The organism is Modicisalibacter xianhensis (assembly GCF_900113605.1).
GTDB classification, from domain to species: Bacteria; Pseudomonadota; Gammaproteobacteria; order Pseudomonadales; family Halomonadaceae; genus Modicisalibacter; species Modicisalibacter xianhensis.
In genome coordinates this window covers 53,420-75,954 of the sequence record NZ_FOPY01000015.1, presented here as the reverse complement: position 1 = coordinate 75,954, position 22,535 = coordinate 53,420, and the positions used below count along the sequence as shown (strand labels likewise).

Below are 22,535 nucleotides of genomic sequence, written 5' to 3'. Positions count from 1 at the left end.
CGACCCATCAGGGACACCAACATGAGACCCCAAGACAGTAGCGAAACGCTATCGCGGGACCGTCTGAACCCGGTGGTCTTCTACAGCTCGGTCATCGGCATCGTGGTCTTCTCGTTATGGACCATGGTCGCCACCGAGCAGGCCAACAGCATCATCAATGCCATTCTCGGCTGGATCGCCAACACCTTCGGCTGGTACTACTTTCTTACCGTAGTGATCTACCTGGTCTTCGTGATCGGGCTGGGGCTGTCACGCTTCGGCAAGATACGCCTAGGGCCTGAGCATGCGCGGCCCGACTTCAACATCTTCTCGTGGGCGGCGATGCTGTTTTCGGCGGGGATCGGCATCGGGGTGATCTTCTTTGCCCTGGCCGAACCGTTGACCCAGTTCTACAACGCACCCAACGCGCCCGAGGACGAGATTGCCGCGGCACGCCATGCCATGAAGATTACCTTTCTTCACTGGGGGCTGTCTGGCTGGGGCATCTATACGCTGGTGGGCATGTCGCTGGCGTTCTTCAGCTACCGGCATAATCTGCCACTGACCATCCGCAGTTCGCTCTACCCGGTCTTCGGTGATCGCATCTACGGTACCATCGGTCACGTCGTCGATACCGCCGCGGTACTCGGCACGGTCTTCGGCATTGCCGCCAGCCTGGGCATCGGCATCATCCAGCTCAACTTCGGGCTCGACTACATGTTCGGCATTCCCGAGAGCGTCTGGACCCAGGCGGTGCTGGTTCTGTGTATCGTGCTGTTCGCGACCATCTCTGCGGTGACCGGGGTGGAGCGCGGCATTCGCCGGCTCTCCGAGTTCAATATCCTGCTGGCGGTGGCACTGCTGCTATTCGTGTTGTTCGCCGGCAAGACCATCTTCCTGCTCAATGCGCTGGTCATGAACATCGGCGACTACCTGTCCGACTTCATCAGTCTTTCGTTCAACACCTACGCCTTCGACCCGCCCACGGCCTGGCTCAACGGCTGGACGCTGTTCTTCTGGGCCTGGTGGATTGCCTGGGGGCCGTTCGTCGGGCTGTTCCTGGCGCGTATCTCGCGCGGGCGCACGATCCGTACCTTCGTGCTCGGCACCCTGACATTGCCGATCATTTTCATGATGCTGTGGATGTCATTGCTGGGGAACAGTGCGATCGACATGGCCATGAACGGGGCGACCGAATTCGGCCAGCGTGTCATGGATAATCCGCCGTCCGGTATTTACCTGTTCCTTGAGCAGTACCCGTGGCCGATCTTCACCACGATCGCCGTGAGTATCCTGGCCATCGTGTTCTTCGTGACCTCCGGCGACTCAGGTGCGCTGGTGCTCTCGAACTTCACCACCATTCTTACCGACGTCAATCATGATGCGCCGATCTGGATGCGTATCCTGTGGTCTGCCGTCATTGGTATCCTAACACTGGCGCTGTTGATCGCTGGTGGGCTGACTACCCTGCAAAGCGCGGTGGTGATTACCGGTTTGCCGTTCTCGGTCGTGCTGTTCTTCATGATGGCGGGGCTGTACCAGGCGCTCAAGGTAGAAGCCTTCAAGGAAGATAGCCGGCAGGCGAGTCTGGCAGGCCAGCTTTCGGGGCGTACCAGTGGCGGTCGCGGCACGCAGAGCTGGCAGCAACGCCTGAAGCGGGCGATGAGCTTTCCCTCCCGCAAGGAGGCTCAGCGTTTCATGGATAGCGTATGCAAGCCGGCCATGGAAGCTGTGCACGACTCCCTGCGTGAGGAGAATGTCGAAGTGGCGATCCATGAGGGCACCCAGAACGGTGACGACTATCTCTCGCTCAACGTCGATTTCGGCGACGAACAGAACTTCACCTACCAGGTCTGGAGCCAGGGCTTCACCACGCCGGGCTTTGCCATGCATACGCCGCAGGCCTCAAAGCGTTATTACCGTCTGGAGGTGTACCTGTTGGAGGGGAGCCAAGGCTACGACCTGATGGGCTACACCCGGGAGCAGGTGATCGAGGACATCCTCGACCAGTACGAGCGGCACATGCACTACCTGCATCTCAACCGCGAGGCGCCGGGCAATGTCAACATGCCCGACAGCACCACGCAGCCACCCGCCTGAGCGGGAACTAGCCGCGCATCAGCGCCGTTCGCCTGGAGGCGGGCGGCGCTGTTTTCGTTACAAAGGCGTTATGTGCGCGTGAGCCGGTCAGAGTATCTGTCTCGATAACCAGATCAGGTTTCTCAGCCGGATACTGTCTCATCAGGAGACGTCTTATCGCTGGGCAAGCGCTGCCGATTCTGCACCGGCAAGTTATGGTTCTGATAGGTAATCTCGCTGCGTGAGCGGTTGAGGCGATGGTCGATATGAGCGAGCAGGAGTAGTTGTGCAGCAAGGAAGACAAAGCAGAACACAATGCCCTTGAGCATGGCGATGAACTCTGATGTGGAAGGAGTGCCCTTCGCGCAGTGTAGGGTGAAACGGGAATAGTCCGGTAGCTACCGACAACGATTTATTTTGCGAGTCATGCCGTGGTGGAACAACGGGAAAAGATTATTCGTTGCTGGCTTGTCTCTATAGGTTGTTTTTTTGTATTTAAGTATATTATTTCAATGTTTCAGTAAGTTGGCGTATCTTTTTTGGCTGTGCAGGCCATCAGGCGTGGTCTAGCTTGTTACAAGCAGGATGACCTGTATTTCTGCACGAAGGAGCACGTCATGAAAAGGACAGCTTTAGCCATTGCCATTGGCGCACTGTGCGGCAGCCTGTCGACAGGTATCCTGGCCCAGGAGAGCGGCCAGACGGAGCCGGATCAGGGCCAGATGGGACAGGCGGAAGGACAGCAGGCCCAGCAACAGGAGTCGATGAGTCAGCAGGAGCAGAGTGGTACTCAACAGCAAGGTCAGCAGGGTAGCCTCATGTCCATGACGGCGGGGGATCTCGAGGGCATGCAGGTCGTCAATCAGGACGGCCAGGAGCTGGGAGAGATCGAGCGTGTCGCCGTGAGCACCCAGGACAATCAGGTCTATGCCGTTATCTCGGTCGGGGGCTTCCTGGGGATCGGCGACAAGAGTGTCGCCTTGCCGATTCAGGAAATGGACCTGCAGCAAGACCAGTTGGTACTCCAGACCAGTCGTAGCGAGGATGAACTGAAGCAATCAGCCGAGGATTATAACGAGGAAGATTATCAGTCCGTCGATAGCGAGACCGTATTGTCGGAGGCCGGTGGTAGTGACTCGGGCTCGATGGGTAGTGGTGACTCGGGCTCGATGAGCGGCGGTAGCGGCTCGTCCGGTGGAAGCGAGTCCGGCAGCATGAGTGGCAGTGGCTCGTCCAGTGGTAGCGCCGGTACTTCAGGCGGTAGCAGTAGCGGTTCGGACTCCATGGGGAGTGGGAGTGACTCGTCCGGCGGTAGTGGAGGGACAACCGGTAGCGGCTCGTCTGGTGGCAGTGGAAGCTCTACCGGCAGTGGCTCGACGAGTGGTGGTGGAAATTCGTGAGTCTTGCCCACAGCCAGTCATGAAGGACATATACATTCAAGGCGCGGCCGTTGGGCCGCGCCTTTTCACGCCAACCAGTCGATATGTCGGCTTCAATCCTCGCGTTGCTCGAACTCTTCCGCGGCACGGATCGCTTCCGCCTGGGATTCATGTTCGGACACGACGTTCTCGTTTTCCGGCTGTGACTCGTCAATCACTACCCAACCAGTAATCTTGTCGTTGAGGTCCTTGGCTGCAAAAACGGGTTCGATACGGGCTTGTCTGGACATGATGCCTCCTTGCTGTCGCTAAGTGTCGAAACGTTCAGAATTGCTCGTGGGGCAGGTCGCCCGCTGCCGGCCGGTTCAGCTCGGTGCAGGCACAACCTTCATGAACGCAATCCATGCCTTCCGGGTGACCGGCCGCGCAGGCGGTACAGCAGTAAACCTCACCTTCGGAAATCGAAGCCTGCTCGTCGGTTACGGTGTATTCGCAGCCCGTGCAGGAGCAGGTTCCCATGTCTGCCATAGCGTTTCCTCCTTTCCTTGATGGTCTTAGCGTAGAAGCCCAGTGGGGAATTGGAAAAGGATGGAATTGTGTTGCGAAGCGATGGGCGAATGGCTGGGGGCTAGCCATGAGTTGCGAATGGCCCAAGGAAAATGCAAGCCGATTAATCTAGGTTATTTCGCTTGGTGGATCGTGTTTCTTTCTCGTTAGAATGTGTCTGCTGTTAACCCCCTCTCATTCTTTCCGCTGGTAGGGCTCATGCTGTTTCGTCGTCTTTCCTTGGGCAACAGACTGGCCCTGGCCAGTGCAAGCCTGGTCTTGGCTGCCATTGCCGTGCTTGGCTGGGCGGTCTCCCATGAGGTCGAGAATTATGCACATGACATGATCGGCACCTCACTGGCCGAAACCGGCTACCAGATGGCGGACAAGCTGGACCGCAGCATGGCGGCCAGGGTCAAGGAAGTCCAACTGCTCCAAGGCGTTCATGCATTGACGGCGCAAATGGAGCCGTCCCGCATGCGCGAGCTCATCGGGCAATTGCAGGCCAGCTATGACGTGGCGTCGTGGATCGGTGTCACCAATTCCGAGGGTGAGGTGGTAGCGGCCACCGATGGGCTGCTTGAGGGCAAGAGCATCGCCCACCGGCCCGTATTCACTAATGGCCGGCAAGCGCTGTGGGTCGGGGACGTGCACGAGGCGGTAATGCTGGCGCAGTTACTGCCGAGCCCGGGAGGGGAAGACGTCAAGTTCGTCGATGTCGCTGCGCCGCTATATGACGAGGATGGACGGTTCATGGGCGTGCTGGCCGTTCATCTGAGTTGGGAATGGGCCGAGCGTCTCAAGGCATCGATGCTATCGCCTCGGGAACAGGCGCAAGATATCGACGTCATCGTCGTCTCGAGCGAGGGCACGGTCGTGCTCGGGCCGAGGGGCTTGTTGGGAACGCAGCTGGGTTCTTTGGCGTCGTTGAACGAGACGGCCTACAGCGGCCCTTCCTGGACCACCGAAACCTGGCCGGATGGCAGGCAGTACCTGACAGGGCGGGCCGTGAGCGACGGCGAGGGAGCCTTTCCCGGCCTGGGCTGGACGGTATTGGCGCGACGCCCTGTGGAGGCAGCCTTTGCAACGGTGACCCGGCTGCAGACGAAGCTCTTGATCGGCGGGCTGATCATCGCCCTGTGCGTGGCCTTGATCGGATGGGGGATGCATTCGCGGCTTTCGGCCCCGTTGGCCAGGCTTTCCCGGGCGGCCGACAAGGTCAGGCAGGGGGCCGGTGCCAGCACGATACCGCTGGAACTCAGCTCTCCGGAGCTGTCGCGGCTATCGCGCTCGTTGCGCAGCATGGTGAGCCAGATTCTCAATCAGCGACAGGCCATCGACGAACTTCAGGATATGGCCAGTGCCGACCCACTGACGGGGTTGCCCAACCGCACCTACCTGGGCGCGCAATTGGAGCAGCGTCTGGTCAGTGCCCGCCAGTCACAACGCAGCGTGGCGTTCCTCTACCTGGATCTGGATGGCTTCAAGGGCGTCAACGATACGTATGGCCATCACGCCGGTGACCGGCTGCTGATCGAGGTGGCCAGACGCCTGCGTGTTTGTCTGCGGGGAGAGGACATCGCCATTCGTCTCGGAGGCGACGAGTTTGTGCTCATCGTCGAGGTGGAAAGCGATAAAGCACGCTGGCTGGTTCAAGCGGTGGGCCAACGTATCATTCAGGCCGTCTCCACCCCCGTTACCTTGGCCGATGGCCAGCAGGTGAGCGTCGGGGCCAGTATTGGCGTCGCATTGTGGCCGGATCAGGCGGAGACGGCCAGCGAGGTGATGACGCATGCCGATGCCGCGCTATATGCCGCGAAGGCGGCCGGCAAGGGGCGGGTCTACCTGCACGACAGCCATGGGCTGGCTCAGGCGCTGACCTGAAGGCGAAACGCCTGAGCCAGCAGTGCCTCTGAACTCAGTCCTCGTCGCCGCCGGCCTGACTGGACTCGAAGGCCCGCTTGTCGTCGGGCAGGCGAACGATATCACCCAGCGACAGATCGCCCAGTTGCTTCAGGCGCTCGCCGCTGTTGCCATCGATCAGGGCGACGACCTCGCCGATGCTGGTGGCGTCGCGGTAGGCCTCGACGCGCACACGCACGTTCGCACCCCGATAACGGCCACTGACGATGCTGCCTTGGTGGGGCTCGCCATAGTCGTTGGGGTCATTGGCATAGTGGGACTGGACACTCTGCGTTCCCGGTGTGTCCCACTCGACGTGTTTGTGCATGCTCCCTCCTTGGTGATGAACGTGGACTCTCTCAGCTTAGCCGGGCGTAGGGGCTGAGGGAAAGTGCGGGACCTGCCATGCAGGCGATACCTGCACGCCCAAGGATCAAGCCAAGGGCCATCAAGCGTCCGGAAACGAAGAAGGGGCCCGGTGAGGGGCCCCTTCATTATGCCGTGCCAGCGCTTATTTCTTGCTGGCGCGCTTGCGCTCGTTCTCGGTGAGGTGCTTCTTGCGCAGGCGGATGTGGTTGGGCGTGACCTCGACCAGTTCGTCGTCGTCCAGGAACTCGATGGCCTGCTCCAGCGTGAACTTGACCGGCGGCGTCAACACGATGTTCTCGTCATTGCCGGAGGCACGCATGTTGTCGAGCTTCTTGGCCTTGGTGGGGTTGACCACCAGGTCGTTGGCACGGTTGTGGATGCCCACCAGCATGCCTTCGTAGACTTCGGTGCCGTGGTCGACGATCAGCTTGCCGCGATCCTGCAGGGCATACAGGGCATAGGCCAGGGCCTTGCCCGAGACCATCGACACCAGCACGCCATTACGCCGCTCGATGGAGGCATCCGGCTTGAGCGGGCCATAATGGTCGAAGCGGCTGGTCAGGATCCCGGTGCCCGAGGTCAAGGTCAGGAATTGGCCACGGAAGCCGATCAGCCCGCGTGCCGGGATGATGAAGTCCAGGCGCACACGGCCCTTGCCGTCGGGGTTCATGTTGGTCAGCTCGCCCTTGCGGTAGCCGAGCTCCTCCATCACTGCGCCCTGGTGCTGCTCCTCGACGTCGATGATGACTTCTTCATAGGGCTCCTGCTTGACACCATCGATCTCCTTGATGATGACCTCGGGGCGGCCTACGGCAAGCTCGAAGCCTTCGCGGCGCATGGTCTCGATCAATACCGACAGGTGCAGTTCGCCACGCCCGGAGACCTTGAACTTCTCCGGTGAGTCGCCCTGCTCGACGCGCAGCGCGACGTTGTGGATCAGCTCCTGATCCAGGCGATCGCGGATGTTGCGGCTGGTGACGAACTTGCCGTCCTTGCCGGCAAACGGCGAGTCGTTGACCTGGAAGGTCATTGACACGGTCGGTTCATCGACGGTCAGTGCCGGCAGCGCCTCGACGGCGTTGGGGTCGCACAGCGTGTCGGAGATCGCCAGGTCCTCGATGCCGGTGATGCAGATGATGTCGCCGGCGGTGGCTTCCTCGGTCTGCACGCGCTCGAGGCCCATGTGGGTCATCACCTGGCCGATCTTGCCGCGGCGGCTGTTGCCTTCCTTGGTGATTACCGTGACCTGCTGGTTGGGACGCACGCTGCCACGCTTGATACGGCCCAGGCCGATGACGCCGACGTAGCTGTTATAGTCCAGTGCCGAGATCTGCATCTGGAACGGGGCATCGAGTTCGACCTTGGGCGGCTCGACGATGTCCACGATGGACTGGAACATCGGTGCCATGTCGTCGGCGAGCTGGTCCGGCTCGGGGCCGGCAATGCCGTTGAGCGCCGAGCAGTAGATGATCGGGAAGTCGAGCTGCTCGTCGGAGGCGCCGAGGTTGTCGAACAGGTCGAAGATCTGGTCGATGACCCAGTCCGGACGTGCACCGGGGCGGTCGATCTTGTTGACCACGACGATCGGCTTGAGGCCCTGGTCGAAGGCTTTCTGGGTCACGAAGCGGGTCTGCGGCATCGGGCCGTCGACCGCGTCGACCAGCAGCAGTACCGAGTCGACCATGGACATGACGCGTTCGACCTCGCCACCGAAGTCGGCGTGCCCGGGAGTGTCGACGATGTTGATGTGATAGACGCGCTCATCGGGCGCCTGCCAGCGGATCGCGGTGTTCTTGGCCAGGATGGTGATGCCGCGTTCCTTTTCCTGGTCGTTGGAGTCCATGATGCGCTCCTGGCCCTCGGCCTTGCGGTCCAGGGTCCCGGACTGCTGGAGCAGCTTGTCGACCAACGTGGTTTTGCCGTGGTCGACGTGGGCGATAATGGCAATGTTGCGAAGATTCTCGATCACGACGCGATCCTGCTGGGAAATAGGGGGCGCATTATAGTGGCTGAGCGATGGCCGCTGCCACTCTAATAGCGAATCGTTGCGGGGAAAAGTCGCCTATCGGGGGCAAAAACGCTGGCGGAGTGCGCCTTTGCATCCTTTCATCGAAGCCGCTATTCACCGGGAAAACGAGATAGGCGAGCGGTACTGGCCAACTCGGACAAGACGGCACCGATAAAGTTCATGGCCGTGTCGGGCATTGACTGTATCTCGAGGGTACGACAGATGCGTTACAGCTGGCCGAGCAGGTAATCGAAGAGTCGGCCCGGGCTGTGCGCAACCGGCTGCGCGATGGCGATTCGCGGCAGGGCCAGTGGGTTGCTGCGGTGACTCAGCCAGCCACCACTACCGGCCAGCGCCGCCTGGATACCGCAGCGCTGAACAATCTGTTGAACCCGGGCGCTGGGATGTTCGTCGGGATAGGCCAGCACCGGTAACGGCTCGTGGCACAGGCGCGCCAGGGTGCGACGTGAGCGCTGGACTTGCCAGCGTATCCGCTCCTCGCTCTGCGGCTCGAAGGCGGTGAAATCGACACCGCGGGCACCGAAGCGAACCAGCCCGCCCGATTCCAGGCGGCGCATGCTGAACGGGTCGATTCCATGATGTGGTAAACCGGGTTCATCACAGAGCTGGGCGGCGACGTCCGCCACACGCTGCGGGTTGGCCTGGCCGAGCTGCATGAAGTAGGCCAGCAGGGCCCGACTATAGGCATCGTCCGGATTGAGCGGAGGCATGGGTGGCAGGGGCAGGCCGACGTCTCCCATGGCCTCGCGGATGCGAGGCGCGGCGTGAGCCTGCCAGAGTCCTTCGCCGATCACCTCGCGCCAGTGACCGCCAGGTCGTCCCAGCCAGGCGGTATTGACGAAAATGCTGGCCGGAATGGCGTAGTGCTCTAGAAGAGGAATGGCGGTCTCGATATTGTCGCGCCAGCCATCGTCGAAGGTCAGCGCGATGCGTGCCTTGGGGTCGTGGTGGGTTGCCATGGCGGTAGGCAGGCTGACCAGGCGGGCCACGTCGCAAAGCGCGACCAGCAGGCGCTCGAAGCTTTCAGGCCCCAGGCACCAGGGGGCGCGATGGGGCAGGCGAGCATCCTGCTCGCTGGGCAGTACCCGGTGCAGTACGAGGATGGCGCTGCGTCCCCATAAGGGCTCGGCCAGACTGCGACGCCAGTGGCCTCTCAACCGCTGGGCCAGATCCTGGGCAAGGTCCAGGCCATTCATGGGCTCTCTCCTTGAGCCGGAGTCGTGTCCCGCATGGGAGTCTCCCGGTCGCGCGCGATACGCTTCCTGCTTTCAGTTTATGCCGGTTTTTCCCGGTGCGCCTAGCTGGCGCGCTGGGCATCCCCCGTTGGATGATGCTGCATCACGCGGGCATGGCAGGCCAGGAGCCGGCCAGCCAGGTCGCGCTCGGCGGTATGGTCCAGGTCGGGATCGAAGCCGCCAACACGCTCGAACCATGTGCGTCTGATGGCCAGCGCCATGGTGCGCCCCGTAGGGTGATAGAAGTGGGCCAGCCACGCTGGTACGCGACTCTCGGCGGTCAGGGTCACGGCGTTCCAGTGATCGTGCAGCGCATCCTCGACGTGCACGAACCAGCCGGGGGGAATTTCCGCTGTGGCATCGATGAAGACCAGGACCTCAGCCTGCACGCTGTTGGCAATGGTGTTGTAGCGCTGCCCGCGTGGGCCGGAAGGCAGCTTGACGATACGCGCCGCATGCTGCTCGGCGAGAGTGACCAGGCGTGAGCGTACCCGGTCGGCAATCAGGATGATGTCGACGGATCCCCGTACGTTGGCAACGGCCTTGGCTACCGCACGCAGGCACCGGCCGAGGCGCGAGTAACCGCGACGCGTGTCGATAATGACGCAAAAGTGTTTCATTGCTTGGCGACCTGGAGTCCGGTATTGGGCCGGCTGCCGTGACATGGGCACAGGCCGCCTTTGGGTCACGATAGTCATAGACGTTTCCTTACGTCCTCAACCTCGTTGGGATTCCTGTCCCCGAGGTTATGTAATGGAAGGGTAGTCGTTGGTTTCAAAGGGTTTCAATGTACGGGCGACTGAATTTTAAAAATTTGCAGAATGGTTTTTTTATGTGTCGTCGGCTGAGTGAGGTAATTATCGTCGATTTGAGGCACTTGTGGGCCTTTTCTCCCACAAAAGTTGTGCGGCGGCATGGCTCGAGCACCATAACGGTGCAAAAGTATGGCGTGATGTTCCAAGTTGGTGCGCCTCAAGGGCTCTTGCACTGGAATGGAGCGAAGTGGCGCATTTGCGGTCCCACGCACGAATTAGTGTCGTGGATTTAATTTAAAAGAAAATCAATGGCTTGAGTTTTTCTATGGAAGCGGGTGCTCCAGTTTGGCACGCCTTCTGCATTTCAATGGCCAGATTGGACATGCCATGGGCAATATTGGCCCCGGCATGCTACAAAGTGACGCTGGACACGCAAGCCATCGATTCGAGCCCTGGGCTCATTAGTGGAGGACATCATGTCTGAGAAGACACTCGCCCTGATTGAGGAACACGACGTCAAGTGGGTTGACCTGCGCTTCACCGATACCAAGGGTAAAGAGCAGCATGTGACGATTCCGGCTGCCGCCGTCGACGAAGAGTTCTTCGAGAACGGCCAGATGTTCGACGGCTCCTCCATCGAAGGCTGGAAGGGCATCAACGAATCCGACATGATTCTGCGCCCCGAAGACGGCACCGGGTTCCTCGATCCGTTCACCGAAGACGCTACCCTGATTCTGCGTTGCGACATCATCGAGCCGGCAACCATGCAGGGCTACGATCGCGACCCGCGCTCCATCGCCAAGCGCGCCGAAGCCTATCTGAACACCACCGGCCTGGGTGACGTGGCGTTCTTCGGCCCCGAGCCGGAATTCTTCATCTTCGACGAGGTGCACTGGAAAGCCGACATCGAAGGCGCCATGTACAAGATCACCTCCGAAGAGGGCGCATGGTCTACCGACCGCAAGCTCGAGGGTGGCAACCTGGCCCACCGTCCGCGCGTCAAGGGTGGCTACTTCCCGGTTCCGCCGGTCGACAGTTTCCATGACATCCGTAGCGCGATGTGTAACACCCTGGAGGCCATCGGCCAGTCGGTGGAAGTGCATCACCACGAAGTGGCAAACGCCGGCCAGAACGAGATCGGTGTGAAGTTCAACACCCTGGTCAAGAAAGCCGACGAGGTCCAGGAACTCAAGTACGTGGTCCACAACGTGGCTCATGCCTACGGCAAGACCGCGACCTTCATGCCCAAGCCGCTGGTCGGCGACAATGGCTCTGGCATGCACATCCACCAGTCTTTCTGGAAGGATGGTCAGAACCAGTTCGCGGGCGACGAGTACGCGGGCCTTTCCGAGATGGCGCTTTACTACATCGGCGGCGTTATCAAGCACGCACGTGCCCTGAATGCCTTCACCAACGCGTCCACCAACTCGTACAAGCGCCTGGTGCCGGGCTTCGAGGCGCCGGTCATGCTGGCCTACTCGGCCCGTAACCGTTCAGCGTCCATCCGTATTCCGTACACCGCCAGCCCGAAGGGCAAGCGTGTCGAGTGTCGCTTCCCCGACCCGACCGCCAACCCGTACTTGGCGTTCGCGGCGATGTTGATGGCGGGTATCGACGGCATCAAGAACAAGATCCATCCCGGCGACGCGATGGACAAGAACCTGTATGACTTGCCGCCGGAAGAAGGCAAGAAGGTGCCGACCGTGGCCAACAGCCTCGACCAGGCACTGGAAGCCCTCGACAAGGACCGCGCGTTCCTGACCGAAGGTGGCGTGTTCACCGACGACATGATCGATGCCTACATCGAACTCAAGGGCGAGGACGTCGAGCGCCTGCGCATGACCACTCACCCGGTCGAGTTCGATCTGTACTACAGCTGCTAATCAGCGCCATCGCGCGTCCCGCCGGGACGGCGTGAACCAAGGGGCCCCGCGATGCGGGGCCCCTTTTTTGCGTTACACTACGGTGACGTTCGCCGGTTACCCATCTTTGACTTGCCGCCATCGAGGAGAAGGCCATGAGACGATTGTCCTGCCTGCTGCTGGGAGCCCTGTTGCCTTGGGCCGGTCTCGAGGCGGCAACGGTCTACCGTTATGTCGACGAGCAGGGCAACGTTGTCTTTTCCGATCGCCCCCGAGCCAACAGCGAGCGCATCAAGCTCGAGCCGCTGACCGTGGTGCCTTCGCTCGACGTCAAGGCGCCGGCAGCCAGTACGACGCCGAGCGATCAGGCCGAACAGGTACCGCGCCGGCGTACGGGGGAGAGCCGTCCCGGTGCGCCCTTCATGCCGTACTCCTCCTTTCGGATAGCGTCCCCGCAGGACGAAGCGACCCTGCAGACCGGCTACGGCGGTAACGTCCAGGTCGAATTGGATATCGATCCCGATCTGCGCCAGGACCATCGGGTCCGTCTCCTGGTCGATGGCGAGATCAGTCAGTCGGCGATGCATACCAAGGCGTTCATGCTCACCAATCTGGATCGCGGCGAGCACATCCTGCAAGCCGAGCTGCTGGATGCCTCGGGCCAGGTGCGTCATCGTAGTGCGCCGGTAACCCTCTACGTGCATCGCGCCAGCGTCAATTCACCGGCCAATCCGGGCAACCTGAGCGGCTTGCCACTGAACGATTCCAGCAACTGAGCCGTCGGGCTCTGCCCGCTTTTGTCGCAAGCGGCGGAATCGCAGGTTGCGTCGTGGGGCAAGGCCAGTTTCCTTGTGCACCATCGTGGTGCATTGTGGTCGCGTGCCATCTCGCCAATCCCGTAAAACACGCTGCATTTCCAGATGGCGCGCTTCTTGCAATGACTAATCCGAAGGGAAGCCATTATGCGGAACAAGGCCATGTATCAACGCTTGCTGGAACATCTGACCACCGCCGTAGTGACGCTGGACGGGGCGTTACGCGTGAACTGGTTGAACCCGGCAGCCGAGGCGTTGCTGGCCGTTAGCCTGAGCCGCGTGCAAGGGACCAGGCTCGACAGCCTGGATGGTGAGAACGGCGCCGTCGCCGAACTGTTGGGCAAGGCCCTGAGCGAGCAGCATCCTTTTACCCAGCGCGAAGCGGTACTGATTCTGCCCGGTGGCGAGGCAACCACGGTGGACTTTACCGTGACACCACTGGACGAGAACGAGCTGCTGCTGGAGATCGAGCCACGCGATCGCCTGATGCGAATTTCCCGCGAGGAAGCGCTGATCGCCCGCCAGGAAACCATCAAGGTACTGTCCCGTGGCCTGGCTCACGAAATCAAGAATCCTCTAGGTGGTATTCGTGGCGCGGCGCAACTGCTCGAGCGCGACCTGCCCAACCCGCAACTGGCGGAGTTTACCCGCATCATCGTCGAGGAAGCCGACCGGCTGCGCGATCTGGTCGACCGTATGCTGGGGCCCAACAACCTCGTGCATCACGAGCCGCTCAACATCCACCAGGTGCTCGAGCGTGTCCGGGCGTTGCTCGAGGCGGAACACCCGCGCGTGGACTACGTGCGCGACTACGACCCCAGCCTGCCCGAGCTGCGTGGCGACGACGCCCAACTGATCCAGGCGGTACTCAATGTGGCGCGCAATGCCGTGCAGGCCATGGAAGAAAACGATACCGAGCATCCGCAATTGATCCTGCGCACCCGGGCGCGTCGCCAATTCACCCTGGGTGCCGAGCGTCACCGGCTGGTCTGTGAGGTGGCGGTCATCGACAACGGCCCGGGCATTCCTGCCAACCTGCGTGAAACCCTGTTCTTTCCCATGGTATCGGGACGTGCCGAAGGCAGTGGCCTGGGGCTGTCCATCGCGCAGTCGATCCTTCACCAGCACCAGGGCCTGATCGAGTGCGACTCGCACCCTGGCTGTACCGAATTTCGTTTGATGATTCCGATGGAGACGCATTGATGAGACTGGCCATTACCATTCCACACTTGCCCGCCGTGCGCTCCGCTCGTCCGCTGGAGGCCCTATGACCGACACCGCCCGCATCGTGATCGTCGACGACGACCGAGCCATTCGCTGGGTACTCGAGCGCGCCTTGGCACAGCCGGATCTCGAGGTACAAAGCTTCGACCGTGCCGATACCGCGCTCGACGACATCCTGCGCCATCCTCCCGATGTGCTGCTCACCGATATCCGCATGCCGGGGCTAGATGGCCTCGAGTTGCTGGCCCGGATTCGCGAGAGCAATCCGGACATGCCGGTCATCGTGATGACCGCGCATTCCGACCTGGACAGCGCAGTGGCTTCCTATCAGGGCGGGGCCTTCGAGTACCTGCCCAAGCCCTTCGACGTGGATGACGCCCTGGCGCTCGTGCGACGCGCGGTAGCGCATGCTCGCGAACGCCGCGCGCCGGCGGCGGTGCCGGAAGGGTTGTCCGCCGAGATCATCGGCGAGGCGCCGGCCATGCAAGAGGTCTTTCGGGCTATCGGCCGGTTGTCGCAATCGCATATCACCGTGCTGATCAATGGTGAGTCGGGCACCGGCAAGGAGCGGGTGGCTCAGGCGCTGCATCAGCACAGCCCGCGTCGCGCGAATCCGTTCATCGCCCTGAACATGGCGGCGATCCCCAAGGACCTGATGGAATCCGAGCTGTTCGGTCACGAGAAGGGCGCGTTCACCGGAGCAACCGCACAACGTCGCGGCCGTTTCGAGCAGGCCGATGGCGGTACGCTGTTCCTCGACGAGATCGGTGACATGCCACCCGATACCCAGACCCGGTTACTGCGTGTGCTGGCCGACGGTGAATTCTACCGTGTCGGTGGGCACACGCCGGTCAGGGTTGATGTGCGAATCATCGCCGCCACCCACCAGAACCTCGAGCGGCTGGTCGGGGAAGGGCGTTTCCGCGAGGATCTGTTTCACCGCCTCAATGTGATCCGGGTTCACCTGCCGCGCCTGGCGGAGCGGCGTGAGGATATACCACGCCTGGCCCAGCACTTCCTGGCGGAGGCAGCCAAGGAACTTGCCACCGAGACCAAGGTGCTGACCAAGGATGCCGAGGAACATCTGACTCGCCTGCCGTGGCCGGGCAACGTTCGCCAGTTGGAAAATACTTGCCGCTGGCTGACGGTGATGGCTTCGGGGCGTGAAGTGCTGGTCGATGACCTGCCGCCGGAATTGCGCGACGTCGAGGGCACCGAGGCGGCCAGTGGCGATTGGCGTAGCGCCTTCCGCGAGTGGGCCGACCGGGCGCTGGCTGCCGGACATACACACTTGCTGGAGGAGGCGGTCCCCGACTTCGAGCGCATTCTCATCGAGACGGCGCTCAAGCATACCGGGGGCCGCAAGGGCGAGGCGGCCGAGTTGCTGGGTTGGGGGCGCAACACGCTGACACGCAAGGTCAAGGTATTGTTGCCCGCGTTGGCGGAGGATTGATCTCGCGAAATCGTCGGGTTTAGTGTCGTGGACACTCCATTCATCGGGGTTTATCCGCTACGCTCAATAGGCGCCTCGCATCGAGAAATTTATGCCTGACGATCCCTGGCTGCGGCACACGGGTGTCGCGGCGGTATGTCATGGAGCGTAAAGTTGAGCGCGGCGCCGTTTACCTTCAAGATGAAGGACGGCATACGATGCCGGTCGTTGCGGGAAGCAATGTTCATTCAAAGGGAGGAGACCAGGACGATGACCGATTTTGCCAAGCTTCTGGGGGACGAGGCCGACAACCTACTGAATCACACGTGTAGCGGCTTCAGGAAGGAAGACCTGTACCTGCCCGGCCCTGACTACGTCGATCGGGTGCTGATCGACAATGACCGTAGCCCGCATGTACTGCGCAACATGCAGACCCTGTTCAATCACGGTCGGCTGGCCGGCACCGGTTACCTCGGGATCTTGCCGGTGGATCAGGGGATCGAGCACTCGGCCGGTGCCTCGTTTGCACCCAACCCGCTGTATTTCGATCCCAAGAATATCGTCGAACTGGCCATCGAGGGCGGCTGCAATTGCGTGGCCTCGACCTTGGGCGTGCTGTCGTCCGTGGCGCGGCGCTATGCTCACAAGATTCCGATGATGCTCAAGCTCAACCACAACGAGACACTGACGTATCCGGCAATCTACGACCAGACGATGTTCGCCCAGGTGGAGCAGGCGCACGATATGGGCTGCGTTGCTGTCGGCGCCACCATCTATTACGGCTCGCCCGACTGCCGCCGCCAGATCCAGGAGGTCAGCGAGGCCTTCGAGCGTGCCCATGAGCTGGGCATGGTCACGGTGCTGTGGTCGTACCTGCGCAATCCCGAGTTCAAGAAAGATGGCACCGACTATCATGTGTCCTCCGACTTGACCGGCCAGGCCATTCACATGGCGGCAACCATCAAGGCCGATATCGTCAAGCAGAAGCTGGCCGAGACCAACCAGGGCTATCGCACGATCGGCTTCGGGCATACCCACGACAAGGTCTACGACGAGCTGACCTCGGACCACCCCATCGACCTGGCCCGCTATCAGGTGGCCAACTGCTTCATGGGCCGTGCCGGCCTGATCAACTCGGGCGGCGGCTCCAAGGGACACTCGGACCTCGGTGAAGCCGTGCGCACGGCAGTGATCAACAAGCGTGCCGGCGGCATGGGTCTGATTTCCGGTCGCAAAGCCTTCCAGAAGCCGATGAAGGAGGGCGTCGAACTACTCAACGCCATTCAGGACGTCTACCTGTCGAAGGACATCACCATCGCCTGATGGATGATACCGATCAGGTCCCAACGGCCCGGCCTTGCCGGGCCGTTTTTGTTGTAAGCGCGGTCGATCGTCACCGGTCGTGGTCGCCACGAGGGGCTGGGCGTATCATGAGCGGCCAGACCCACGGTGACTGACGACGAGCGGTGCAAGGAGAACATGGCATGCCGGAACACACGATAGCGGACGTGGCGATCGTTGGGGCCGGCCCGGCGGGACTTTGCCTGGCGGTGGAGCTGGCGGCGCTGGGCCTGTCGGTGAGCGTGGTCGATCGCGCCCCGTACCATGCCCTGGCGGCTCCGGGAGACGATGGCCGTGAAATCGCCCTAACCCATACCTCACGCCGCCAACTCGCCTGGGCCGGTATCTGGCAGCGCATCGATACCCAGAGCGTGGCACCGATCCGCGAGGCGCGGCTCTACAATGGCGAGGCCCCGCAGGGCATGACCCTGGCCGGATCGGAACGCGCGGCGTCACAAACCATCGGCCAGCTCGTTCCCAATCGGGTGATCCGGCGGGCTGCCTTCGAAGCCGCCTTGGCCGATTCGCGCATCACGCTGATCACTGGCAAAGGAGTGAGTGCGCTAGAGACAACGTCCGGGGCGCGCACCCTGCGCCTTGATGACGGCAGTCGGCTCAGTGCGCGGCTGGTCGTGGCGGCTGATGGGCGTCTATCCGCCACGCGCCGCATGGCAGGGCTCCCTGCACACCTCGAGGACACGGGGCGTAAAGTGCTGGTGTGTCGCATGGCCCACGAGCGCCCGCATGGCGAGATGACCTGGTCGTGGTTCGGTTATGAACGAGCACTGGCCCTGTTACCCCTGAACGATCAATCGTCTTCGGTGGTGATGACACTGACACCGGCGGAGGCCGAGCGGCTGGAGGTGCTTGATGACGATGCCTTCTCGGCAGCAGTCAGTGGCTTCTACCGACATTGTCTGGGCGACATGCAGCGTGTCGGTGAGCTGCATGGCTATCCGTTGTGGGTCGGTTATGCGCAGCGTCTGGCCGCGGAGCGTCTCGCCCTGATCGGCGATGCCGCGATCGGCCTGCATCCTGCCACTGCGCATGGCTTCAACGTCGGACTCGCCAGCGTGCACCGGTTGGTGCGTGAGATTTCCCTGGCGCATCGCCGGGGCCAGGATATTGGCTCATCCACCCTTTTATCCGCCTACGAGCGCACCCATCTGCGCGCTACCCGACCCTTGTGGCTGGCGTCGCAGGCCGTCGTGTCTTTGTACGGCGATCAACGCCCACCGGCGCGTTTCGTACGCCAGGCTGCACTGGGGCTGGCCAGGCAGGTGGGCCCGCTGCGCTGGGGGCTGGAGCACTACCTGCTGCGGGATGCGCACTGAGTCGACGACGTTCCATTACACAATAAAGCCGGTTTCGCAGTAGCCTGCATGGGCCTGAGGCTTAATGGCAGCTCCAGGGCTCCTTCACGGCATTGTCCTTGGTGTTCTGGTCGACGAAACGATAATGCTCCAGCTTGACGCGATTCCACCAGTCACGGCTCAGCGACAGGCCGTGCTCGTGTAGAACGGCTTCGATGCACTCGATGCCTAGACGTGAAGCATCGTAGGCAAGCCGTAGCATACTTCGTTGCACGTCATAGCGGACTTCGTCCATGCCCAGCAGGGCGTCGATTTCCTCCAGGGCCTGACGGCGGCAGGTTTCATCGCCAGGAGAGAGACGTAGCTTCCTGACCACAAGGTGGGCCTCTTTCACGCCGGGACGATGCTTCTTGCTCATGACAGGTCTTCCGATTCACAGCCATCGATACCTCGAAACATACCGGCTTTGTCCTGCACATGGGTCAAGCACCAGGCGTTGAGCCACATCAAGTCGACGCGCTTTACACTGGCTCGGGAAGACCGTCTGGAACGGGCAAATAAAAATGGCACGACATGCGCCGTGCCATTGAGGGCCTGAAAGACTGGATTCAGACGTACCGGAATTACTCGGCGAGCAACTGCTCGACCTGTTCGACCACGTTATCCACGGTGAAACCGAAGTACTTGAACAGGTCCGCCGCCGGGGCCGACTCGCCGAAGCGATCCATGGCAATGACGCGTCCGTCGAGACCCACGTACTTGTACCAGTAGGCGTAGTGGCTGGCCTCGATGGCCACACGCTTGCGCTGGCTCGGCGGCAGCACGCTGTCACGGTAGCTTTGCGGCTGGGCCTCGAAGGTATCGGTAGAGGGCATCGACACCACGCGCACCGCCTTGCCCTTGGCTTCCAGCGCATCGGCAGCATCCATGGCCAGGGCGACTTCGGAGCCGGTGGCGATCAGGATCACCTCGGCCGGCTCATCGCTGTCCTTGAGCACATAGCCGCCGCGCTGGATATCGGCCAGCTGATGCTTGTCGCGCTGCTGGTGGGGCAGGTTCTGGCGCGACAGGACCAGCGCCGTGGGGGCGCCACGACGATGCAGGGCGGAATGCCAGGCAGCCGCTGTCTCGACGGCATCGGCCGGACGCCAGGTCGACAGATTGGGCGTGGAACGCAGCGCGCCCATCTGCTCGATCGGCTGGTGGGTCGGGCCATCCTCGCCGAGACCGATGGAGTCGTGGGTGAACACGTAGATCGCCTGACGATGCATGAACGCCGCCAGGCGCACCGCGTTGTGCATGTACTCCATGAACGTCAGGAAGGTCGCCCCGTAGGGAATGAACCCACCGTGTGCACTGATACCGTTCATGATCGCGCCCATGCCGAACTCGCGCACCCCATAGTGCAGGTAGTTGCCGGCGGTATGGTCACGATTGATGGCGCGAGCGTCCTTCCAGAAGGTCAGGTTGGACGGCGCAAGGTCGGCACTACCACCGAACAGCTCGGGCAGTTGCGGACCGAATTCGTTCAGGCAGGTCAGCGATGCCTTGCGGGTGGCCAGGGTCTCGCCGCGCTCCTGAGCTTCCTCGATCAGCTTCTCGGTCTTCAGTGTGGCGGGCAGTTCGCCCTTGAGGCGCCGCTTGAGTTCCCGCGCGAGTTCCGGGTGGGCTTCCTGGTAGCGCTCGAAGCGGGCGTTCCAGTCGTCCTCGACCTTCTTGCCGCGCGCGGTGGCATCCCAGCCCTGGTAGATCTCCTCGGGCACGTGGAAGGGCGCGTGGGCCCAGCCCAGCTGCTGGCGGGCGGCAGCGACTTCCTCGTCGCCCAGCGGGGCGCCGTGGCTCTCCTCGCTGCCCTGCTTGTTGGGCGCGCCGAAGCCGATGATGGTCTTGCAGATGATCAGGCTGGGGCGGTCGTCGTGGTTGCGCGCCAGCTCGATGGCAGCCTTGATCTCGTCCGGGTTGTGGCCGTCGACGTTGGGCACCACATGCCAGCCGTAGGCCTCGAAACGCTTGGCGGTGTCGTCGGTGAACCAGCCTTCGACCTCGCCGTCGATGGAAATGCCGTTATCGTCGTAGAAAGCGGTCAGTTTGCCCAGGCCCTGCGTACCTGCCAGCGAGCAGGCCTCATGGGAGATACCTTCCATCATGCAGCCATCGCCCAGGAACACATAGGTGTTGTGGTCGATAATCTCGTGACCCGGCTGGTTGAACTGGGCTGCCAGGGTGCGCTCGGCGATGGCCATGCCCACGGCGTTGGCCAGGCCCTGACCCAGCGGGCCAGTGGTGGTTTCCACGCCCGGTGTGTAGCCCAGCTCCGGGTGGCCCGGCGTCTTGGAGTGCAACTGGCGGAAGTGCTGCAGGTCTTCCAGAGTCAGCTCGTAGCCGGTCAGGTGGAGCAGCGAGTAGAGCAGCATGGAACCGTGGCCGTTGGACAGCACGAAACGGTCGCGGTCGGCCCAGTGCGGGTTGGCCGGGTTGTGCTTGAGGTAGTCGTTCCATACCACCTCGGCGATATCGGCCATGCCCATGGGGGCACCGGGGTGACCGGATTTGGCCTTCTGCACGGCATCCATGGACAGCGCGCGGATGGCGTTCGCCAGCTCGAAACGGGACGGCATCGTATAGCTCCTCGCCTACGGCAATCAGCAATGGCAGCGCCATGGGTCTGGCACTGCCCGTTCGACTATAAATGCGCCCGAAGGGTGCGGGCGCCGGGTCAGGGCGCTTATTGTCGCCGAGTTACCGGCATCCATCAAATGACGAGGCGGGCGAAGCGTTGCGTTATCTTCTATCGTTGCGAGGAGGAAACGCCCGCGGCGGCATCGAATGGCGGTGACAGGGAGCGTGCCGCGTTGAGAACCTATCTCGCTTCGCTAGGCACTGATGGGGCTTGCGTGTAGACTTCTGCCCCCGGGCCAGCGTCTTTTCTACGCCGGTCGTGCCTCGCCCCTGCCTGCCACTGGCCTGCGGCGCCGGTTTTCCCCCTTTCGTTTCACTTATCCCGCCCAAGACGGGTAAACGCCAAGAGGGTCAAGGACGCATGAGCGAATACTCCCTGTTCACTTCCGAATCCGTCTCCGAAGGACATCCGGACAAGATCGCCGATCAGATTTCCGACGCGGTACTCGATGCCATCATCGCTCGCGACAAGCAGGCACGCGTGGCCTGCGAGACGATGGTCAAGACCGGTGTGGCGATCGTTGCCGGCGAGATCACCACCAGCGCCTGGGTCGATCTGGAGGAACTGGTGCGCAAGGTGATCCTGGATATCGGCTACGACTCCTCGGAAGTCGGCTTCGATGGCGAAACCTGCGGCGTGCTCAACCTGATTGGCAAGCAGAGCGTGGACATTGCCCAGGGTGTGGACCGCAGCAAGCCGGAAGATCAGGGGGCCGGGGACCAGGGGCTGATGTTCGGCTACGCGACCAATGAGACCGAGTCGTACATGCCGGCGCCGATCCACTATTCGCATCGCCTGGTCGAGCGCCAGGCCGAGCTGCGCAAGAAGGGCATGCTGCCGTGGTTGCGGCCCGACGCCAAGAGCCAGGTGACCTTCCGCTATGGCGAGGACGGCAAGCCCGTGGCGGTCGAGGCGGTGGTGCTGTCGACCCAGCACGATCCAGAGATCGATCAGGATGACCTGCGCAAGATGGTCAAGCGCGAGATCATCGAGCAGGTGCTGCCGGCCGAGTGGCTGACCGATCGCACCCGCTACCACATCAACCCGACCGGCAAGTTCGTGATCGGCGGGCCGGTAGGCGACTGCGGCCTGACCGGGCGCAAGATCATCGTCGACACCTATGGCGGCATGGCGCGCCACGGTGGCGGGGCGTTCTCCGGCAAGGACCCCTCCAAGGTCGATCGCAGCGCTGCCTATGCCGGGCGCTACGTGGCCAAGAATGTCGTTGCTGCAGGCCTGGCCGACCGGTGCGAGATCCAGGTGTCCTATGCCATCGGTGTCGCCGAGCCGACCTCGGTATCGGTCAATACCTTCGGCACCGGCCGGATCGATGACGACAAGATCGTCGAGCTGGTCCGCGAGCACTTCGACCTGCGCCCCTACGCGATCACCAACATGCTCGACCTGCAGCACCCCATGTATCAGTTGACGGCGGCCTACGGTCACTTCGGGCGTGAGCCGTTCGAGCATAGCTATACCTGGACCGATGTCAGCGGTGAGCAACATACCGAGACCTTCCTGGCCTTCCCATGGGAAAAGGTCGACAGGGCCGAGGCCCTGCGTGCCGCAGCCGGCCTGTAGACGCACCGCCGGGC

19 protein-coding genes are annotated in these 22,535 nt (G+C 62.0%); 10 read left to right on the top strand and 9 right to left on the bottom strand.

Annotated elements, in window-relative coordinates; all coding sequences use genetic code 11:
• The first annotated feature begins 21 nt into the window (after window positions 1-21).
• Window positions 22-2,079 carry a choline BCCT transporter BetT gene (gene betT, locus BM194_RS16745; RefSeq protein WP_092849125.1) on the top strand — a complete coding sequence of 686 codons (2,058 nt, stop codon included), beginning with the start codon at window positions 22-24 and terminating at the stop codon, window positions 2,077-2,079.
• A 122-nt stretch (window positions 2,080-2,201) separates the two neighbouring features.
• Here betT and BM194_RS16740 read toward each other — a convergent pair whose 3' ends face one another.
• A complete protein-coding gene (locus BM194_RS16740; RefSeq protein ID WP_092849122.1) occupies window positions 2,202-2,387 on the bottom strand; it encodes a hypothetical protein in 186 nt (61 codons plus the stop codon).
• A gap of 288 nt (window positions 2,388-2,675) precedes the next feature.
• On the opposite strand from BM194_RS16740, the gene BM194_RS20710 reads away from it, so the two are divergent.
• Complete coding sequence (locus tag BM194_RS20710) at window positions 2,676-3,458, top strand: PRC-barrel domain-containing protein (protein ID WP_177223449.1); 783 nt, start codon at window positions 2,676-2,678, stop codon at window positions 3,456-3,458.
• Between the two features lie 92 nt (window positions 3,459-3,550).
• Here the strand turns inward: BM194_RS20710 and BM194_RS20705 are convergent, their stop codons facing one another.
• Window positions 3,551-3,727 (bottom strand): hypothetical protein, encoded by a 177-nt coding sequence (locus BM194_RS20705; protein ID WP_166671043.1) that lies wholly within the window; start codon window positions 3,725-3,727, stop codon window positions 3,551-3,553.
• A 34-nt stretch (window positions 3,728-3,761) separates the two neighbouring features.
• Window positions 3,762-3,965, bottom strand: coding sequence for a metallothionein (locus tag BM194_RS16730; protein WP_218155417.1), 204 nt, complete (start codon window positions 3,963-3,965; stop codon window positions 3,762-3,764).
• A 237-nt stretch (window positions 3,966-4,202) separates the two neighbouring features.
• On the opposite strand from BM194_RS16730, the gene BM194_RS16725 reads away from it, so the two are divergent.
• Window positions 4,203-5,867: a sensor domain-containing diguanylate cyclase gene (locus BM194_RS16725; protein ID WP_092849116.1), complete on the top strand. Its 1,665-nt coding sequence runs from the start codon at window positions 4,203-4,205 to the stop codon at window positions 5,865-5,867.
• 34 nt (window positions 5,868-5,901) lie between these two features.
• On the opposite strand, the gene BM194_RS16720 is transcribed toward BM194_RS16725, so the two are convergent.
• From BM194_RS16720 to BM194_RS16705, 4 genes are all read right to left on the bottom strand, one after another.
• Window positions 5,902-6,213 (bottom strand): hypothetical protein, encoded by a 312-nt coding sequence (locus tag BM194_RS16720; protein WP_092849113.1) that lies wholly within the window; start codon window positions 6,211-6,213, stop codon window positions 5,902-5,904.
• Window positions 6,214-6,396: 183 nt separating this feature from the next.
• Complete coding sequence (gene typA, locus BM194_RS16715; protein WP_092849111.1) at window positions 6,397-8,223, bottom strand: translational GTPase TypA; 1,827 nt, start codon at window positions 8,221-8,223, stop codon at window positions 6,397-6,399.
• A 266-nt stretch (window positions 8,224-8,489) separates the two neighbouring features.
• On the bottom strand, window positions 8,490-9,479 hold the full coding sequence (locus tag BM194_RS16710; RefSeq protein WP_092849109.1) for a polysaccharide deacetylase family protein: 990 nt from the start codon (window positions 9,477-9,479) through the stop codon (window positions 8,490-8,492).
• 101 nt (window positions 9,480-9,580) lie between these two features.
• Window positions 9,581-10,138 (bottom strand): glycosyltransferase family 2 protein, encoded by a 558-nt coding sequence (locus tag BM194_RS16705; protein ID WP_092849106.1) that lies wholly within the window; start codon window positions 10,136-10,138, stop codon window positions 9,581-9,583.
• Between the two features lie 611 nt (window positions 10,139-10,749).
• Between BM194_RS16705 and glnA the strand changes: the two genes are divergently transcribed.
• The 6 genes from glnA to ubiM all read left to right on the top strand — a co-directional run bounded on the left by glnA (window position 10,750) and on the right by ubiM (window position 18,281).
• The gene (gene glnA / locus BM194_RS16700) at window positions 10,750-12,156 is read left to right on the top strand and encodes a glutamate--ammonia ligase (RefSeq protein ID WP_092849103.1); all 1,407 of its coding nucleotides are present in this window, start codon (window positions 10,750-10,752) and stop codon (window positions 12,154-12,156) included.
• A gap of 134 nt (window positions 12,157-12,290) precedes the next feature.
• Window positions 12,291-12,911 (top strand): DUF4124 domain-containing protein, encoded by a 621-nt coding sequence (locus BM194_RS16695; protein WP_092849101.1) that lies wholly within the window; start codon window positions 12,291-12,293, stop codon window positions 12,909-12,911.
• A gap of 201 nt (window positions 12,912-13,112) precedes the next feature.
• Complete coding sequence (gene glnL / locus BM194_RS16690; protein WP_092849259.1) at window positions 13,113-14,153, top strand: nitrogen regulation protein NR(II); 1,041 nt, start codon at window positions 13,113-13,115, stop codon at window positions 14,151-14,153.
• 64 nt (window positions 14,154-14,217) lie between these two features.
• A complete protein-coding gene (gene glnG / locus BM194_RS16685) occupies window positions 14,218-15,627 on the top strand; it encodes a nitrogen regulation protein NR(I) (RefSeq protein WP_092849099.1) in 1,410 nt (469 codons plus the stop codon).
• A 249-nt stretch (window positions 15,628-15,876) separates the two neighbouring features.
• A complete protein-coding gene (locus tag BM194_RS16680) occupies window positions 15,877-16,929 on the top strand; it encodes a class I fructose-bisphosphate aldolase (protein ID WP_092849096.1) in 1,053 nt (350 codons plus the stop codon).
• Window positions 16,930-17,090: 161 nt separating this feature from the next.
• Window positions 17,091-18,281 (top strand): 5-demethoxyubiquinol-8 5-hydroxylase UbiM, encoded by a 1,191-nt coding sequence (ubiM, locus tag BM194_RS16675; RefSeq protein WP_244890995.1) that lies wholly within the window; start codon window positions 17,091-17,093, stop codon window positions 18,279-18,281.
• A 61-nt stretch (window positions 18,282-18,342) separates the two neighbouring features.
• Here the strand turns inward: ubiM and BM194_RS16670 are convergent, their stop codons facing one another.
• Both BM194_RS16670 and tkt read right to left on the bottom strand, forming a co-directional pair.
• Entirely contained in the window at window positions 18,343-18,678 is a 336-nt protein-coding gene (locus BM194_RS16670; protein ID WP_092849094.1) for a hypothetical protein, read from the bottom strand.
• Window positions 18,679-18,883: 205 nt separating this feature from the next.
• Window positions 18,884-20,878, bottom strand: a complete 1,995-nt coding sequence (gene tkt, locus BM194_RS16665; RefSeq protein WP_092849093.1) for a transketolase — start codon at window positions 20,876-20,878, stop codon at window positions 18,884-18,886.
• A gap of 422 nt (window positions 20,879-21,300) precedes the next feature.
• Here tkt and metK point away from each other — a divergent pair, with 422 nt between their 5' ends.
• Complete coding sequence (gene metK, locus BM194_RS16660; RefSeq protein ID WP_092849091.1) at window positions 21,301-22,521, top strand: methionine adenosyltransferase; 1,221 nt, start codon at window positions 21,301-21,303, stop codon at window positions 22,519-22,521.
• Window positions 22,522-22,535: the final 14 nt, after the last annotated feature.